Genomic DNA, 15683 nt, shown 5'->3' on the forward strand with positions numbered 1-15683 from the left:
CGGACGGTCGAACATCAGGGCAACCTCATGCGCCCCGGCGGTGTTCGAAGATCAGGTAGGTCTCGGTGCCGGCGACCAGGCGGGTGCTGCTCAGGCGTTCGGTGATGACGGTGCGGAGGTCGTCGACGTCGGCGGCGGCCACGTGCAGCAGGAAGTCGTAGGAGCCGGAGACGAAGTAGACGTCCCGGACGGCCGGGATCCCGGCGAGCGACTCGGCGAACTTGCCGATCCCGTCCCGGGCGTCGGAGCGGATCCGGACCGCGATCATCGCCTGGATGGGCCGGCCGACCCAGGCCGGGTCGACGTCGGCGTGGAAGCCGCGGATCGCGCCGATCTCGCGCAGCCGGCGAACCCGGGTGAGGCAGGTCGACGGGGCGATGCCGACCCGGTCGGCGAGAGCGTTGTTCGGCATCCGGCCGTCGGCTGTCAGCAGGCTCAGAAGCTCCAGATCGACGTTGTCGAGGCCTCGAACATCCTTCGGAAGATCGCTCACCGGCGTGGCTCGGCGCGCAGAATCTGCATCCTGCTCGTTACGAACAGAATCATCTTCGCTCGTCTTGCCCACCTGCTGCACATCGTTCCACTCTATGCCAGAGGGCCAGAGGACAACGAGGTCGAAAGGACGAACCCCATGCGCATCGGCGTACCGAAAGAGGTCAAGAACCACGAGTACCGGGTGGCCATCACCCCGGCCGGCGTGGTCGAGGCGGTACGGCACGGGCACGAGGTTCTGATCCAGGCCGGCGCCGGCGTCGGATCCGCGATCACCGACGAGGACTACCTCGCCGCCGGCGCGTCGATCGCGCCGGACGCGGACGCCGTCTGGGACGCCGCCGACATGGTCCTCAAGGTGAAGGAGCCGATCGCCTCCGAGTACCACCGCCTGCGGGCCGGCCAGGTCCTCTTCACTTACCTGCACCTCGCCGCCGACGCCGAGGGGACCAAGGCGCTGCTGGAGAGCGGGACCACCGCGATCGCGTACGAGACGGTGCAGCTCGCCGACGGCTCGCTGCCGCTGCTGGCCCCGATGTCCGAGGTCGCCGGGCGGCTCGCACCGCAGGTCGGCGCGTACAGCCTGATGAGCAACAGCGGTGGCCGCGGTGTCCTGCCCGGTGGCGTGCCCGGCGTGACCCCGGCCAAGGTCACCGTGATCGGCGGCGGTGTATCCGGGGTGAACGCGGCGACCATCGCGCTCGGCCTCGGCGCCGACGTGACGGTTCTCGACCTGAGCATCCCGCGTCTGCGGCAGATCGACGCGCAGTTCGGCGGGCGGGTCAAGACGCTGGTGTCGAGTTCCCTGTCGATCGAGCAGTCGGTGATCGAGGCCGACCTGGTGATCGGCGCGGTGCTGGTGCCCGGCGCGAAGGCACCGACCCTGGTCAGCAACGACCTGGTCAAGCGGATGAAGCCGGGCTCGGTGCTCGTCGACATCGCCATCGACCAGGGCGGCTGCTTCGAGGACTCGCGGCCGACGACGCACCAGGACCCGGTGTACCGCGTTCACGAGTCGGTCTTCTACTGCGTCGCGAACATGCCGGGCGCGGTTCCGAACACCTCGACCTACGCGCTGACCAACGCCACCCTGCCGTACGTGCTGCGGCTCGCCGACCTCGGCTGGAAGGACGCCCTGCGCGCCGACCCGGCCCTCGCGCTCGGCCTCAACACCCACGACGGCACGCTGACGAACGACTCGGTGGGCTCGGCGCTCGGCCTCCCGACCGAGACGGTCGCGAGCATCCTGGCCTGATCACCCTCCCCCCACGCGCCCTCCGCTGCTCCCCCAGCGCGAGGGCGCGCCCCTTTTCCAGAGGGCTGACAGGAAAAGGGCGCGACCACTCACGCAGGTCGCGCGGTGCCAGGGCGCGGTCTGGACGCGCAGCGGCCAGCGCCCGGCACCGCGCCCTCGGCGGGAGCGGCGGTCCGTACCCCCGCCCTGATGCGACATCTTGAAATTGACCTTGGGTCTTCGCCTTTTCTGTTAGGAAAGTTTGCTTTATATTTTTGTCACACCCATCAATTGATGTTCATCATTGGAGGAGTGACATGCGCAAGTTGCTCGCCCTGCTCGCGGTCGCCATTGTGGGCGCCGCCGGGTCGTTGCTGGCGGCATCCCCAGCAGCGGCGCACGGGTACGTCTCCTCGCCGCCCAGTCGCCAGGCGCTCTGTGCGCAGGGCGTCATGTCGTGCGGGCAGATCAAGTACGAGCCGCAGAGTGTCGAAGGCCCGAAAGGTCTGAAGACCTGCAACGCGAACGTGGCCGGGTTCGCGGAGCTCAACGACGACAGCCGGGGCTGGCCGGCCACCAGTGTGAGCACGTCGCAGACGTTCACCTGGGTCAACACGGCGCGGCACGCGACGGCGAACTGGGAGTACTGGATCGGGAACACCCGGGTCGCGTCGTTCAGCGGCAACAACCAGCAGCCGCCGGCCACCCTGTCGCACACGGTGAACCTGAGCGGGTTCTCCGGGCGTCAGAAGATCCTCGCCGTCTGGAACATCTCGGACACCACCAACGCGTTCTACTCGTGCATCGACGTCAATGTCGGCGGCAGTGGCGGCGGAGGCGGGACCACTCCGCCGCCCACCGGCAGCTGCGGCGGGGTGTCGGCGTGGACGAGCTCGACCGTGTACGTCGGCGGAAACTTCGCCACCTACAACGGCCGCAAGTGGAAAGCGTCCTGGTGGACCCAGGGCGAGACGCCGGGCGCAGCGGCGGTCTGGGTGGACCAGGGCGCCTGCTGAGTCTTTACCTGCAAAGCGGGCCGCGCGATGCGCGGCCCGCTTTCCATCAGCTCAGAACGCGGCGAGGACGGAGCCCTGGTACTTGTCCTCGATGAACTTCTTCACCTCGGCCGAGTGCAGCAGCTTCTCCAGCTTCACGATCCGCGCGTCGGACTCGTCACCGGTACGCACGACCACCAGGTTCGCGTACGGGTTGTCGTCACCCGTCTCCAGCGCGAGCGCGTCAGTCGACGGCTTCAGGCCGGTCTCGATCGCGTAGTTGCCGTTGATCACCGAGATCGCGGTGTCCTCCAGGCTGCGCGGCAGCTGCGCGGCTTCGAGGGCCTTGAACTGCAGGTTCTTCGGGTTCGCGGTGATGTCCTTCTCGGTGGCCTTGACGCCGACGCCGTCCTTCAGCGTGAGCAGGCCGTTCTTGGCGAGCAGGCTCAGGGCACGGCCCGAGTTCGACGGGTCGTTCGGGATCGCGACGACGCCACCGGCGGGCACGTCGGCGATGGCCTTCACGGTCTTGGAGTACACGCCGAGGGGCTCGATGTGCACCGGCTTGAGCGCGGTGAACGTGTAGCCCTTCGCGGCGACCTCCTCCTCCAGGTACGGGATGTGCTGGAAGTAGTTCGCGTCGATCTGCTTCTCGCTGAGGGCGACGTTCGGCTGGATGTAGTCGTTGAACTCGACGATCTCCAGCTTGAGGCCCTCGGCGGCGGCGAGGTTGTCGGCGACGTACTTCAGGATCTCGCCGTGCGGAACCGGGCTGACACCGATCTTGAGGGTGTCGGACGCTTCCGAGGAGGAGTCGTCGGATCCGCAGGCGGCCAGGCCTCCGACCAGGAGCGAGGCAGCGGCAAGTACGGCGAGGGAGCGGCGGCGCATTGTCGTGGGACCTTTCATCGATGGGAGAGCCGGCGGACGAGGACGTCGCCCACCATCTGGACAAGCTGGACGAAGACCACCAGCGCCACCACCGTGGCGATCATGACTTCGGTCTCGAAGCGCTGGTAGCCGTACCGGATCGCGAGGTCACCGAGGCCACCGCCGCCGACCGTGCCGGCCATCGCCGAGTACCCGATGATCGCGATCACGGTGATCGTGAGGCCGGCGATCAGGGCCGGCAGCGCTTCGCGGAGCAGCACCTTGCCGACGATCTGGCGGCGGGTGGCACCCATCGCGACGGAGGCCGCGACCACGTCGGCCGGCACCTCGCGCAGGGCCGCCTCGACGATCCGGGCGAAGAACGGGATGGCGCCGACGGTCAGCGGGACGATCGCCGCGTCGGTGCCGATGGTGGTGCCGACGACGGCCCGGGTGAACGGGATGATCGCGACGAGCAGGATGATGAACGGCAGTGACCTGCCGACGTTGACGATCAGGCCGAGCACGGCGTTGACCGGTCGCGCCGCAAGCAGGCCACCGGAATCGGTGAGCACCAGCAGCACGCCGACGAGCAGTCCGCCGGCCGCGGTGAGCAGCGCGGAGACGCCGACCATCCAGGCGGTCTCCTGGAACCCGGTGCCGAGCAGCTCGAAGACTTCGGACCAGGTCATGACGCCACCCCCACCTGAGCGCCCGACTTGCGCAAGAAGTCGATGGCGTCCTCGTTGGTGGTGCCGGGCAGAGCGATGCGCCACCGGCTGGCTCGCGTCGCGGCCAGGGTTTCCACCGAGCCCGCCAGGATGCGCACATCGACGTCGAAACGCCGGGCCAGCTCGGTGATGAGCGGCTTGTCCGCGTCCGCACCGCTGACCGTCACGTCGATCACCGTTGAACCGTCGAGCTCAGCGGGCGCCTCCAGCGGAAACAGGTCGCGAGCCAGCTCGGAGTCACGGCGCAGCAGGTCGGCGACCCGGCCGGACTCGACGAACTTCCCGTCCCGCATCACCGCGGCCGACGTGCATATCCGCTTCACCACAGTCATCTCGTGGGTGATCAGCAGGATGGTGAGGCCGAGCCGCCGGTTCAGGTCGAGCAGCAGCCGCAGGATCGATTCGGTGGTCTCCGGGTCGAGCGCGGACGTCGCCTCGTCGGAGAGCAGAACCTTGGGCCGCGCGGCAAGCGCGCGAGCGATACCCACCCGCTGCTTCTGCCCACCGGAGAGCTGCGACGGGTACGCGTCAGCCCGCCCACTGAGCCCGACAAGCTCCAGCAGTTCCGCCACCCGTGCCCCGCGCTCGGCCCGCGGCGCGCCGGTCACCTCCAGTGCGAACGCGACGTTGCCCGCCACGGTCCGCGACGAGAGCAGCGCGAAGTGCTGGTGGATCATCCCGATGCCGTGCCGGGCGATCCGCAGCTGCTTGCCGCCGAGCGCGGTCAGCTCGACGCCGTCGACCGAGACGGTCCCGGTGTCCGGCCGCTCCAGCATGTTGACGCAGCGCAGCAGCGTGCTCTTGCCGGCACCGCTCTGCCCGAGTACGCCGAAGACCTCGCCTTCGCCGACAGTCAGGTCGACGTTGTCGACAGCATTGACGGATTGCTTTCTTGAGCGGTACGTCTTACGAAGCCCGCGGATTTCTATCACGTAAAACACCCTGGTCAGCCGATGTGACGCACGTCGCAAAACCTACTGGATCGATGGGCTTTGCACCGCGGCCTACCGTAGCGTTCAGGATGCTGTGAATCCAATCGGTGTAACGACCCTCACGGCGTTCGTTACTTTCACCGCCGCTGGGCGGCCTCGTGCACCAGGATGGCGATCTGCACGCGATTGGCGCATTTGAGCTTTTCCAGCAAACGGGACACATACGCCTTCACCGTCGCGATGCTCATGTGGAGATCGCGGCTGATCTCCGCGTTCGACGCGCCGGTGGCAACCGCCTCGGCGACGTCACGCTCCCGCTCGGTGAGCCGGTCCAGAGGACTCGGCCGACGGCCGGCACCGGGCGGAGCGGTGCCGGGCTGGCCGGCTCCGGGATTCTCGCTGCGGCCGATCGCGTGCGAGATCAGTCTCGGGACCACCGACGGCGCGAGGATGGACTCGCCGGCCGCCGCCCGGCGCACCGCGGTCAGGATCTCGGTGGGCGCGATGTCCTTGAGCAGGAAACCGTTGGCGCCCAGCCGCAACGCCCCGAGCAGGTGCTCGTCGGTGTCGAACGTCGTCAGCACCACGATCGCCGGCAGCGGCCCGTCGAGGCGCAGCTCGGCCGTGGCGGCCAGGCCGTCCATCCGCGGCATCCGGATGTCCATCAGCACGACGTCCGGCCGCAGCTTCCGGGCGGCCGCGACCGCTTCCACCCCGTCGCCGGCCTCGCCCACCACCCGCAGGTCCGGCCCAGCGCCCAGGACCAGGGTCAGGCCGACCCGCACGAGCGGGTCGTCGTCGGCGATGAGAACCCGGATCAGCTCGGCCACGGCAGCCACGCTTCCAGATAGAAGGCCGTGCCGGTGAACGGGTCGGCCCGGACACCGTGGCGCAGCCGGCCGCCGATCAGCTCGACACGCTCGGTGAGCCCCACGAGCCCGGCGTGCGCCCCGGGCACCGCGGTTTTCTGGCCGGGCTTCAACGGGTTCGAGATGAGTACGTGCAACTCGGCGCCCCCGGAGCGCTCCAGGAGCAGGTGCACCGGTGCGGTGGGCGCGTGCTTGCCGGCGTTGGTGAGGCCCTCCTGGACCAGGCGGTAGACCGTGCGGCCCAGTGACGCGGAGACGGGTGTCCCGTTGAGGCGGTCGACGGCGTTGACGCGTACCCCAGCGGTCTCGGCCTCGGTGAGAAGGTCGCTGAGCCGGCTCAGGTCGGGTTGCGGCCGCAGGCCGCCGTCGGTCTCCCCCGCGGCCTGCCCGCCGGCACGCAGCACTCCGAGGATCTCGCGCAGGTCCTCGAGGGCGTGGTGTGCGCTGTCGCGGATCGTCGCGGCCGCTTTCGCCACCTCGTCGGCGGTGAGGTCGGGGCGGATCTGTAGGGCGCCGGCATGCAGGCTCACCATCGAGATCCGGTGGGCCAGGGAGTCGTGCATCTCCCGGGCGATCCGCTCGCGTTCCAGCGAGCGCAGCCGGTCGGCGCGCAGCCGGGCCTGCTCCTCGGCCTGCTCGGCGCGGTGCCGCAGCGACTCGATCAGCTCGAACCGGGAACGCACCGCCACCGCGACCGCGATCGCCACGACCAGCAGCGCCGAGGTGAGCAGGAGCTCCGCGACCGGCGGCAGCTCCGGATCGGGGCGGCGCCAGCCGTACACGGCGGCGGTGATCATGCTGAGCACGATCGTCACGGCGAGCGCCCGGGTCCGCCGCTGGATGACGAGCGTGTAGAGCGCGGCCACCGACGCGTAGGCCGCCGCGTCCGTGATCGCGGCGATCGGCATCAGGAAGAGCGCCACGGCGAACGGGTGGCTGCGCCGCCACCAGAGCGAGAGCGAACCGACGCAGCCGAGCAGGAGAACCCAGAACGTCTCCTCGCCGTGGATCCGGCCGGTCGACTCGGCCTCGCCGGCGAGCACCATCGCGCAGAAGCAGGAGATCAGGATGGCGGCGACGTCGATCGCCCGGTCCTTGGCCCCTCTCATCGGTGGACCAGGGGGCGCCAGAACTGCTGGCCGCTGTCGTCGCGGACGGCGTATCCCAGTTTCTGCAGCGTTTCGCGCAGCTCGCCGGTCTCGGCGCCGGCTTTCTTGCGCAGTGCCACGGCGCGCGCCGACATCACCGCCTCGGCCTCGATCGGCAGCTGGCCGGACTCCGGCTCCCACCGGGAGTAGAGGTCGTCGAACGGGTCGGTGTCGTGCCACGGATAACCATGCCGGCGGAACGCCTGCCCCATGGCGGCCCTGCTCGCGCCGGGCTCGCCGTGGAACATCCGCCGCGAGTCGTGGTCGAGCAGGATCAGCAGGTCACGCTCCGGGTAGAGGGCGCCGATGTCGATGCGCGCGAACGTCCGCCGGTCGCCCGCGGTCTGCAGCTCGACCTCGTCGTCGTCGACGGTGACCCGGGTGACGCGCCGCAGGATCTCGGCGGTGACCAGCAGCCCGAGGACACCGAAGATCACCGTCTGCACGGCGAGCTGCCAGCCACCGTCGACGCCGGCCACGGCTTTCACCACGAAGCCGAACGGCAGGGCGATGCCGAGGCCCGCCAGCCATCGGGCAAGAGGCGGCAGGGCCAGGGCGAGCAGGACGCCGAGCGTCACCGGGCCGAGCACGATCAGTGCCCGGTCGAGCCGGGAAAGGCTGAGGACGGTCGGTTCGCTGCTCACGACAAAGACGCTAAGCCCTGGGCAACAGCCGGGCCAGACGACCAAAGTCGGCCGTTCGCGACTTTGGTCTATCCCACGAGGGATCCGGCTTGGTCTATCCCGCTGAAGGATCCGGCACCGCCAGGGCGATCGTCAGCGCCAGCACCCACTCCGGCTCCTTCAGCCGGTCACCGTACAGCTCCCGCAGCCGCGCCATGCGATACCGCACCGTCTGCGGGTGCACGAACAACTCCGCCGCCACGTCCTCACGCCGGCCGTGGTGCAGCAGCCAGCTGCGCAGCGTCTCCAGCAGTTTCGCCGCGGCCGCGCCCTTCTCCCCGGCGAGCGGCGCCAGGGCGCGGGCCCGCAGGTCGGCGAGCGCGCTCGGATCGGCGGTCACCACCACGCTGGCCAGGTGATCCTCGGTGTCGAGCACGCCGCCGGCACGGGTCCGGCAGAGCTCGTGCACCCGGATCACCCGGGCCACCGAGGTCTGCGCCTCCAGCCACGGTCGGGCCGGTCCGATGGTCGCGCTGTGCCCGGTCAGCAGCCGGAACAGCGTCGGCCGGGAGGCGCCCTGCGGGTCGGGGACCAGCAGCACGGTCATCCCGGGAACCTCCGGCACCGCGTCGGCGACCTGAAGGGTCCGCGAATCCAGAAGGTCTATCACCCAGCGGGCCGCGCGCTCCGGCAGCATGATCGCGGTGAGCGTCTGCGGCGGCGTCCACTCGGCCTGCTCGGCGGCGGCCAGCAGCACGTGCGGCGGCTCACCGGAGACCAGTGCCTGGGCCAGCTCCTGGAGATGCCGCAGGCGGATTCGCCCGGACGCGGCCAGCTCGTCGGCATGCCCGGCCACGCTCGCCGCGGAGAGCTCGTCGATGTAGGCGAAGACCAGCTCGGCGAAGTCGGCGATGGTCGAGGCCGGCTGCCCGGTGCCGACGCTGATCGCGGCCAGCTCACGCCAGGAGACACGCGCACCGACCCGATAGGCCGCCAGCAGGGCGTCCAGGCTGCGGCCCGATCGGGCCTCACCCCTTCCCAATGCGTACGCCCCGTCGAGCGCCGACTGCAGCGGAGTTCCCGGATCGGCCCCGGGACGCGACACGAGCTTGAAGAATGTGCCGAGTGCCGCCTGCACGGCCCGCTCGATCTTGTGCCCGAGTTCGCCGGCGAACGCCTCGGCGTACGCCGGCACCTCCATCGTGATGGCCGCGATCGTCTGCACGGCCACTTCGGGCAGCCCGTGCAGCAGCGGAGCGACGACTTCCTCGGGAAGCCGGTAGGAACGTACGTCGCGTAACGGCTCTCTCACGCGAAGTCCTCTCGTTTACAGTCCGACCCTTGTTCCCGCCGAACAATTATGCGGCCTCGGATTCACTTCCCCAGGTCATGCTTTCGCCCGGCCGAGCCAGCAGTCTTGTACACGTGCCAGTTACACAGACATTGCGCAACGGAGCGTGGCGTGTCGTCGAGCTGATCACCACACCTGTGGTGCCTGCTGATTACCTCGACGTCATCGCGCCGCTCCGCAATCCCAACGTCCTGCGTGCCCGGATCGAGGCGGTTCGCCCGGAGACGGAGAACTCCGTCACGCTCGAGCTGCGCCCAGGTCGCAACTGGCAGCCGCACCAGCCCGGACAGTACGTCCGCCTCGGCGTGGACGTCGACGGCGTACGGCTCTGGCGCGCCTACTCGGTGAGCAGCGCGGCCGGCCGTGCCGACGGCAAGTTCACGGTGACGGTGAACGCCGTCCAGGACGGTGTCGTCAGCTCGTACCTTCTGAAGCACGCCCGGCGCGGCATGCTTCTCGCGCTCGACCTGCCGGCCGGTGACTTCCTGCTGCCCGGACAGCGGCCGGCCAAGGCCCTCTTCGTGACCGCGGGCAGCGGCATCACCCCGGTGATGGGGATGCTGCGCAGCGCTGTGCACGAGCTGCCCGACGTGGTGGTGGTGCACTCCGCGCGTACCGAAGAGGATGTGGTCTTCGGCGCCGAGCTGCGATCGCTGGCCTCGCAGGGCAAGATCCGGCTGATCGAGCGGCACACCCGCGCCGACGGCCGGATCAAGGCGGCCGACCTGGCCGACCTGGTGCCCGACCTGTTCGAGCGGGAGACCTGGGCCTGCGGCCCGGGCGAGATGCTTGACGCACTCACCGAGCATTGGACGGACGCGGGCGCCGAGGAGCGGCTGCACGTCGAGCGCTTCCGGCCGACCGTGCTGGTGGCCGGCGACGGTGGCACTGTCACCTTCGAACGATCCGGGACGGTCGCCGACGCTCCCGGCAGTGTCTCGATCCTTGAGGCGGGCGAGTCCGCCGGCCAGCTGATGCAGTCCGGCTGCCGGATGGGCATCTGCTTCAAGTGCGTGCTGCCGCTGCGCGAGGGCATCGTGCGCGACATGCGCGACGGATCGTTGACCACCGCGACCGAACTCGACGAACCCATCCTGATCCAGACGTGCATCTCGGCCTCCGCCGGGCCGTGCCGTCTGGACGCCTGACATCAGCTCCTTTCTCCCTGAGAACCGAGCACCCCGAAGAACCGAGCTCCCTGAGAACCGAGTTCACGAAGAACAGAGGAACGCCGTGACCACTTTGCAGCGCAAGGACGTCAACCCGATCGCTCACCTCACCCCTGAGGACATCGAGGCGATCGGCGTCGAACTCGACGCCATCCGCGACGAGTTCATCGCCAAGCGCGGCGAGAAGGACGCCGCGTACATCCGGCGCGTCATCAAGGTTCAGCGGCAGATCGAGGTCGGCAGCCGCGCGGTGCTGCTCTTCTCGCTGTTCCCGCCGGCCTGGATCGTCGGCACCCTGGGCCTGACCATCTCCAAGATCCTGGAAAACATGGAGATCGGCCACAACATCCTGCACGGCCAGTACGACTTCATGCGTGACCCGAAGATCCACTCGACCACCTGGGAGTGGGACTCGGCGTCGCCGGCCGAGCAGTGGAAGCACTCGCACAACGAGCTGCACCACAAGTACACGAACGTGATCGGCCGCGACAACGACCTCGGTTACGGCATCATGCGCGTCGACGAGCAGCAGCGGTGGACGCCGGCGCACCTCGGCCAGCCGCTCTACAACTTCGTCAACGCCGTCTTCTTCGAGTACGGCATCGCGGCGTACGACCTGGAACTGGGCCGCAACCTCAAGTCCAAGAAGCGCCGCAACAACCCGGCGTTCCGCGCCGCGCTCGCCCAGGTCGGCCGCAAGATCCGCAAGCAGGCGGCAAAGGACTACCTGGTCCACCCGCTGCTGTCGGTGCCGATCGGCCTGGCCTTCGGCAACCCGTTCGGCGCGCTGCTGGGCACCCTGAGCGCGAACGTGGTGGCGAACGTGGCCCGCAACCTGTGGACCCACTCGGTGATCATGTGCGGCCACTTCCCGAACGGCGTCGAGACCTTCGAGCGCACCTCGATCACCGGTGAGACCCGCGGCGAGTGGTACCTGCGTCAGATGCTCGGCTCGGCCAACATCTCCGGCAGCAAGCTGATGCACATCATGACCGGCAACCTGTCGCACCAGATCGAGCACCACCTCTTCCCCGACCTGCCGGCCAGCCGTTACGCGGAGATCGCGCCGAAGGTGCGGGCGCTCTTCGAGAAGTACGACCTGAATTACGTCACCGGCCCGCTGCCCATGCAGGTCGCGTCGGCGTGGGCCAAGGTCATCCGCCTGGCCCTGCCGAACCGCACGCCGGCCAACGACATCGACCACACGGTCCCGCCGCGCCGCGAGCCGGCCGTCGTCTGATAACACCGTCGCCGCCGGCTTCTTGAAAGCCGGCGGCGTCAGCGCAGGTAGCCGAGCTCCCGGAACGACGCGCGGTAACCGTCGACGAGCCGGCCGGCGATCTCGGTGGATCCGACGAGCGGGTGGGCGGCCATCGCGCGTACCGCGGCCGCCCGGGAGCCGGTGGCGACCGCTTCCAGGACCCCGCGCTCGGCGGTTTTCACCGCCCGGACCAGGCTCACCGCGTGATCCGGCAAGGGCAGGACCTTCTCGGGTACGGCACCGCGGGCATCGATCGTGCACGGAACCTCGATGACCGCCGCGTCGTCGAGGACGTCCAGGGTGCCGCGATTGCGCACGTTCAGAATGAGCCGGGCCGGTTCGTCCCGGGCCAGGGCCCGCATCACCGACAGCGCGACGCCTTCGTAACCGGCCGGCCGGGACTCGTCGTGCTCGCGCTCGCCGGCGCCGGCGAGTTCCCGGTTCTCCGCCATGTACGTCGCTTCGCGCTCCCGCCACGCCCCGAGCCAGGCGTCGAGGGGATCGTCGGTGGCGGCCAGCGAGGCGTAACAGCGGTGCTGCTGTTCGAGCAGGAACGCGCCCCGGGTCTGCGGCGCGTCCCGGACCGCGGCGAGCGTGCCGGCCGCGTCGTAGTAGTAGTGCAGGTATTCGTTGGGGATCGCGCCCAGCTCACGCACGTGGTCGACCCCGAAGAGGCGGCCCTCCTCCAGCGACTCCAGTTTCGCCGTGTCGGCCAGCAGACCGGGAAGCAGGTCGTCCCCGACGCCGTAGAGCCAGCCGAGATGGTTGAGCCCCGCGTAATCCACCCGGGTCGTCGCCGGATCGACCCCGATCACCCGCAGCACCCTGTCGACCAGCCCGGACGGTGAGTCGCAGATCCCGATCACCCGGTCGCCGAGCTCGGCGGTCATCGCCTCGGTGACCAGACCGGCCGGGTTGGTGAAGTTGATCGTCCAGGCGTCCGGAGCCAGCCGGGCGATCCGCGACGCGACATGATGCGCCACCGGGACCGTCCGCAGACCGTACGAGATGCCGCCCGCGCCGACCGTCTCCTGGCCGAGCACACCGGCGTCGAGGGCGATCCGTTCGTCGAGGACCCGGCCGTGCAGGCCGCCCACCCGGATCGCGCAGAAGACGAAGGACGCGCCGGTCACCGCGGTGTCGAGGTCGGTAGTGGTCACCACGGCCGGAGCGTCCGGCACGTCCCGGGCCAGGGCGGCGAGCACCCGCCCGATACCGTCGAGCCGGGCCGCGTCGACATCGTGCAGCGCCACCTCGGTGATCCCGGTACGCCGATGGTCGGCCAGAAGTGCTCGGTAGACCAGTGGCACCCGGAAACCGCCGCCACCCAGAATCGTCAGTCGCATCAGGACCTCAATGCTCGGCCCGGGCGTCGGAGAGCCGGGCGATGGTCGCGGTGGCCCGGTGCACGGCGTCACGCCGGCCGGGCGGAATCACGGCGTCGAGGAACCCGAACCGGCGGGCCAGCTCGGCCTCGGCGGACTCGTTGTGGCCGCGCTCGGCGGCGGCGCGCGCATCGGTCCACCAGTCGGCGATGTCGCCCCAGCCGGGCGCGGAGAGCGACCCGCCGAAGTGCTGCACGGACAGCGCCGCCACCAGGTTGGCGAAGGCGAGCCGGTCGGCGAGCGGCCAGCCGCCCAGGGTGCCGGTGATGAACCCGGCGGTGAACACGTCGCCGGCGCCGGTCGGGTCGAGCGCCTCCACCGGCACGGCCGGCACCGAAGCCACCTCTCCGGTGCTCGCGTCGGCCGCGATCGCGCCGTCGCCACCGCAGGTCACCACCACGACGGGGGCGAGGCCGGAGAGTTTGTCGAGCGCCTGCCGGGGTTCGTCGGTGCGGGTGTAACGCATCGCCTCCACCGAGTTCGGCAGGAAGCCATGGCAGTCGGTCAGTGTCGCGAGGACCTCGGGCGACCACTCCTCGGTCTCGTCCCACCCGACGTCGGCGAAGACGAGCATGCCCTCGGCCTTGGCCCGGTGCACCCAGCCCATGCCGGAGCCGGCCAGGCTGACGGCCGCGCTGCGGGCCGCCGGAAGGCCGTTGACCAGACCGTCGGGCTCGGTCGGCAGCGGATGACCGTGAGTGATCATGCTGCGGTCCCGGTCGTAGGCCACCGAGACGGTGACCGGCGAGTGCCAGTCGCTCACGCGTTTCGACGCGGAGAGGTCGATGCCCTCCTGGCGGCTGAGCACCTGGTGGCAGAACTCGCCGTACGCATCCGTGCTGAGCGCGGTGCCGAGCCCGGTGTGCAGGCCGAGCCGGCTCGCGGCGACGGCCAGGTTGGCCACCCCGCCGGGGCACGAGCCCATCCCCGGCGCCCACACCTCGGTGCCGGGCCCGGGCAGCTCACGGAGGCCGGTGAAGATGACGTCGAGGTACACCACCCCCGGCACGAACAGGTCGAGCTGTCCAGGCATCGTCCGATCTTACCCCCGCCCCCATCGGTCAAGTATCAATTGATCAGCGCGGGCGGCGCAGGTCACCGTGGGCGGCACGCAGTGTGTCCACCGTCCGATCGGTCCCCGCCGGGCGGACCGCGTCGAGCGCCGCCCACGCCTCGTCGAGAGCCCGGGTGAGCTCGCTGATCCGGCCGGCGTGCTGACGGCGGACGTCCTCGCGGACCCGCTCGATCCGCTGCAGCCAGCCCTCCTGCACCCGCGACGGCGCCGCCTGGATCGGCGCTGACTGGATCGGCGCTGACTGGATCGGCGCTGACTGGATCGGCGCTGACTGGATCGGGGCTGACTGGATCGGGGCTGACTGGATCGGGGCCGCGTGGATCGGGGCGACCTGTCGCGGAACGGGTGCCGGGGCGGGTGGCGCCCCGGCCGGCGGCTTGTCGCCCACCAGGTCGCTGACCGGCACGATCGCGGCGATCGGCCGTCCACCGTCGACCACCACCGTCACCTGGCCGGTGACCCCGGTGACCCGAACGAGTTGCTGGAACCGCAGGCGCGCCTCGGCGACGGTGAGCTCGATGCGGCGGCGGATCGGTGTGGCTGGTTCTCCCATGCCGTGATGATGCCGCCTGCCTACGACAATTTTCGGCGGCGGCGAACCGGACGGTCCGTCATGGTCGCCCGCACGGATCACCCGGGACCGGTCACACCGGCAGATGTCCGTCAGACCGCGCGGAAACAGGAAACCCCGTGCGGAACAGGAAACCCCGTGCGGTAACGAAAACCCCGTCAACCCGCCCGGTAGGAGCCCAGCAACCGCATCGCCTTCTCCGCACCGTCGGTCAGCAGCGCCAGGTCGACATCCGTGAAGATCCGCCGGCGGCTGTCGATCACGCAGTGCGCCCCGATCACCTGCCCGCCCTCACCGAGCAGCGGCACCCCGAGATAGCTGCGCAGCCCGGTCATCTCCAGGAAGGGGTTCCCGGCGTGCCGCGGGTCGTCGCGGCCGTCGATCACGCAGTACGGCTCGCCGGCGAGCACGGTGTGCGTACACATCGCCCACTCCGCCGGCGTGCCCTGCGCCTGTTGCACCCAGCCGGAGACACCGTGCCCTCCGATGATCAGCTGGGACGTGTCCAGCACGATCGAGACCAGCGACACCGGCGCTTCGAGCAGCGTCGCGCTGCGCTTGGACACCTCGTCGAGGCCGGTACGCAGATCCGGGTTGAGCAGGTCGTACCCGGCGATCTCCCGCATCCGCTCCGGGGCGCCGAGCCGGTCGAACAGTTCGGTGTGCACGTCAGCTCCTGACTGTCGTCTGCGCGGCGGCCAGCTCGGTGTACGCCGTGAGCCGGATCTGCACGGCGAGCGCACAGAGCCGGGTGATCGGGTCGGCGGCCGCCATCACCGGCAGGAGCCGATCGAGCGAGGAGCCGGAACCGGCGGCCCGGACCAGCTGCTCCCAGATCACCGGCCCGTCCCAGCGATGCACCCGGAGCACGGCGTCCCGCGCGTCCTCGACGGTGGGCCGGGCGAGACCGTAAACCTCGGCGTCCAGCGTAAGCACAGTCATTCGGGGCTCCGGTTCGGCTAGGGGACCTCAGCGAA

Annotated in this window: 17 protein-coding genes; 4 read left to right on the plus strand and 13 right to left on the minus strand. The window is 69.9% G+C overall.

Features of this window, described 5'->3' with window-relative positions; all coding sequences use genetic code 11:
- Positions 1-25 precede the first annotated feature (25 nt).
- On the minus strand, positions 26-493 hold the full coding sequence (locus ACQP2E_RS25520; RefSeq protein WP_433825464.1) for an Lrp/AsnC family transcriptional regulator: 468 nt from the start codon (positions 491-493) through the stop codon (positions 26-28).
- Positions 494-631: 138 nt separating this feature from the next.
- On the opposite strand from ACQP2E_RS25520, the gene ald reads away from it, so the two are divergent.
- Entirely contained in the window at positions 632-1747 is a 1116-nt protein-coding gene (gene ald, locus ACQP2E_RS25525; RefSeq protein WP_433825465.1) for an alanine dehydrogenase, read from the plus strand.
- Between the two features lie 296 nt (positions 1748-2043).
- Positions 2044-2742, plus strand: a complete 699-nt coding sequence (locus tag ACQP2E_RS25530; RefSeq protein WP_433825466.1) for a lytic polysaccharide monooxygenase — start codon at positions 2044-2046, stop codon at positions 2740-2742.
- 51 nt (positions 2743-2793) lie between these two features.
- Here the strand turns inward: ACQP2E_RS25530 and ACQP2E_RS25535 are convergent, their stop codons facing one another.
- From ACQP2E_RS25535 to ACQP2E_RS25565, 7 genes are all read right to left on the minus strand, one after another.
- On the minus strand, positions 2794-3612 hold the full coding sequence (locus ACQP2E_RS25535; protein ID WP_433825467.1) for a MetQ/NlpA family ABC transporter substrate-binding protein: 819 nt from the start codon (positions 3610-3612) through the stop codon (positions 2794-2796).
- A 14-nt stretch (positions 3613-3626) separates the two neighbouring features.
- Positions 3627-4283, minus strand: coding sequence for a methionine ABC transporter permease (locus ACQP2E_RS25540; RefSeq protein WP_433825468.1), 657 nt, complete (start codon positions 4281-4283; stop codon positions 3627-3629).
- Positions 4280-5254: a methionine ABC transporter ATP-binding protein gene (locus ACQP2E_RS25545; protein ID WP_433825469.1), complete on the minus strand. Its 975-nt coding sequence runs from the start codon at positions 5252-5254 to the stop codon at positions 4280-4282. Before ACQP2E_RS25545 ends, ACQP2E_RS25540 begins: the two co-directional genes overlap by 4 nt.
- Before the next feature lie 137 nt (positions 5255-5391).
- Positions 5392-6084 carry a response regulator gene (locus tag ACQP2E_RS25550; RefSeq protein WP_433825470.1) on the minus strand — a complete coding sequence of 231 codons (693 nt, stop codon included), beginning with the start codon at positions 6082-6084 and terminating at the stop codon, positions 5392-5394.
- Entirely contained in the window at positions 6072-7232 is a 1161-nt protein-coding gene (locus tag ACQP2E_RS25555) for a sensor histidine kinase (RefSeq protein ID WP_433825471.1), read from the minus strand. The genes ACQP2E_RS25550 and ACQP2E_RS25555 overlap by 13 nt, the downstream gene beginning before the upstream one ends.
- The gene (locus ACQP2E_RS25560; RefSeq protein ID WP_433825472.1) at positions 7229-7915 is read right to left on the minus strand and encodes a YqeB family protein; all 687 of its coding nucleotides are present in this window, start codon (positions 7913-7915) and stop codon (positions 7229-7231) included. The genes ACQP2E_RS25555 and ACQP2E_RS25560 overlap by 4 nt, the downstream gene beginning before the upstream one ends.
- Before the next feature lie 94 nt (positions 7916-8009).
- A complete protein-coding gene (locus ACQP2E_RS25565; protein ID WP_433825473.1) occupies positions 8010-9206 on the minus strand; it encodes a PucR family transcriptional regulator in 1197 nt (398 codons plus the stop codon).
- Positions 9207-9283: 77 nt separating this feature from the next.
- On the opposite strand from ACQP2E_RS25565, the gene ACQP2E_RS25570 reads away from it, so the two are divergent.
- A complete protein-coding gene (locus ACQP2E_RS25570) occupies positions 9284-10393 on the plus strand; it encodes a ferredoxin reductase (protein WP_433834050.1) in 1110 nt (369 codons plus the stop codon).
- An 85-nt stretch (positions 10394-10478) separates the two neighbouring features.
- Positions 10479-11654, plus strand: a complete 1176-nt coding sequence (locus ACQP2E_RS25575) for a fatty acid desaturase family protein (RefSeq protein WP_433825474.1) — start codon at positions 10479-10481, stop codon at positions 11652-11654.
- 38 nt (positions 11655-11692) lie between these two features.
- On the opposite strand, the gene ACQP2E_RS25580 is transcribed toward ACQP2E_RS25575, so the two are convergent.
- The 5 genes from ACQP2E_RS25580 to ACQP2E_RS25600 form a co-directional block, all read right to left on the minus strand.
- Positions 11693-13021, minus strand: coding sequence for a 6-phospho-beta-glucosidase (locus ACQP2E_RS25580; RefSeq protein WP_433825475.1), 1329 nt, complete (start codon positions 13019-13021; stop codon positions 11693-11695).
- Positions 13022-13028: 7 nt separating this feature from the next.
- Positions 13029-14093 carry a carbohydrate kinase family protein gene (locus ACQP2E_RS25585; RefSeq protein WP_433825476.1) on the minus strand — a complete coding sequence of 355 codons (1065 nt, stop codon included), beginning with the start codon at positions 14091-14093 and terminating at the stop codon, positions 13029-13031.
- Between the two features lie 43 nt (positions 14094-14136).
- Entirely contained in the window at positions 14137-14688 is a 552-nt protein-coding gene (locus ACQP2E_RS25590; RefSeq protein ID WP_433825477.1) for a hypothetical protein, read from the minus strand.
- Positions 14689-14864: 176 nt separating this feature from the next.
- Positions 14865-15374 carry a GAF domain-containing protein gene (locus ACQP2E_RS25595; RefSeq protein WP_433825478.1) on the minus strand — a complete coding sequence of 170 codons (510 nt, stop codon included), beginning with the start codon at positions 15372-15374 and terminating at the stop codon, positions 14865-14867.
- Position 15375: 1 nt separating this feature from the next.
- Entirely contained in the window at positions 15376-15648 is a 273-nt protein-coding gene (locus ACQP2E_RS25600) for a hypothetical protein (protein ID WP_433825479.1), read from the minus strand.
- Positions 15649-15683: the final 35 nt, after the last annotated feature.

This window comes from Actinoplanes sp. CA-015351 (assembly GCF_050955685.1).
GTDB lineage: Bacteria > Actinomycetota > Actinomycetes > Mycobacteriales > Micromonosporaceae > Actinoplanes.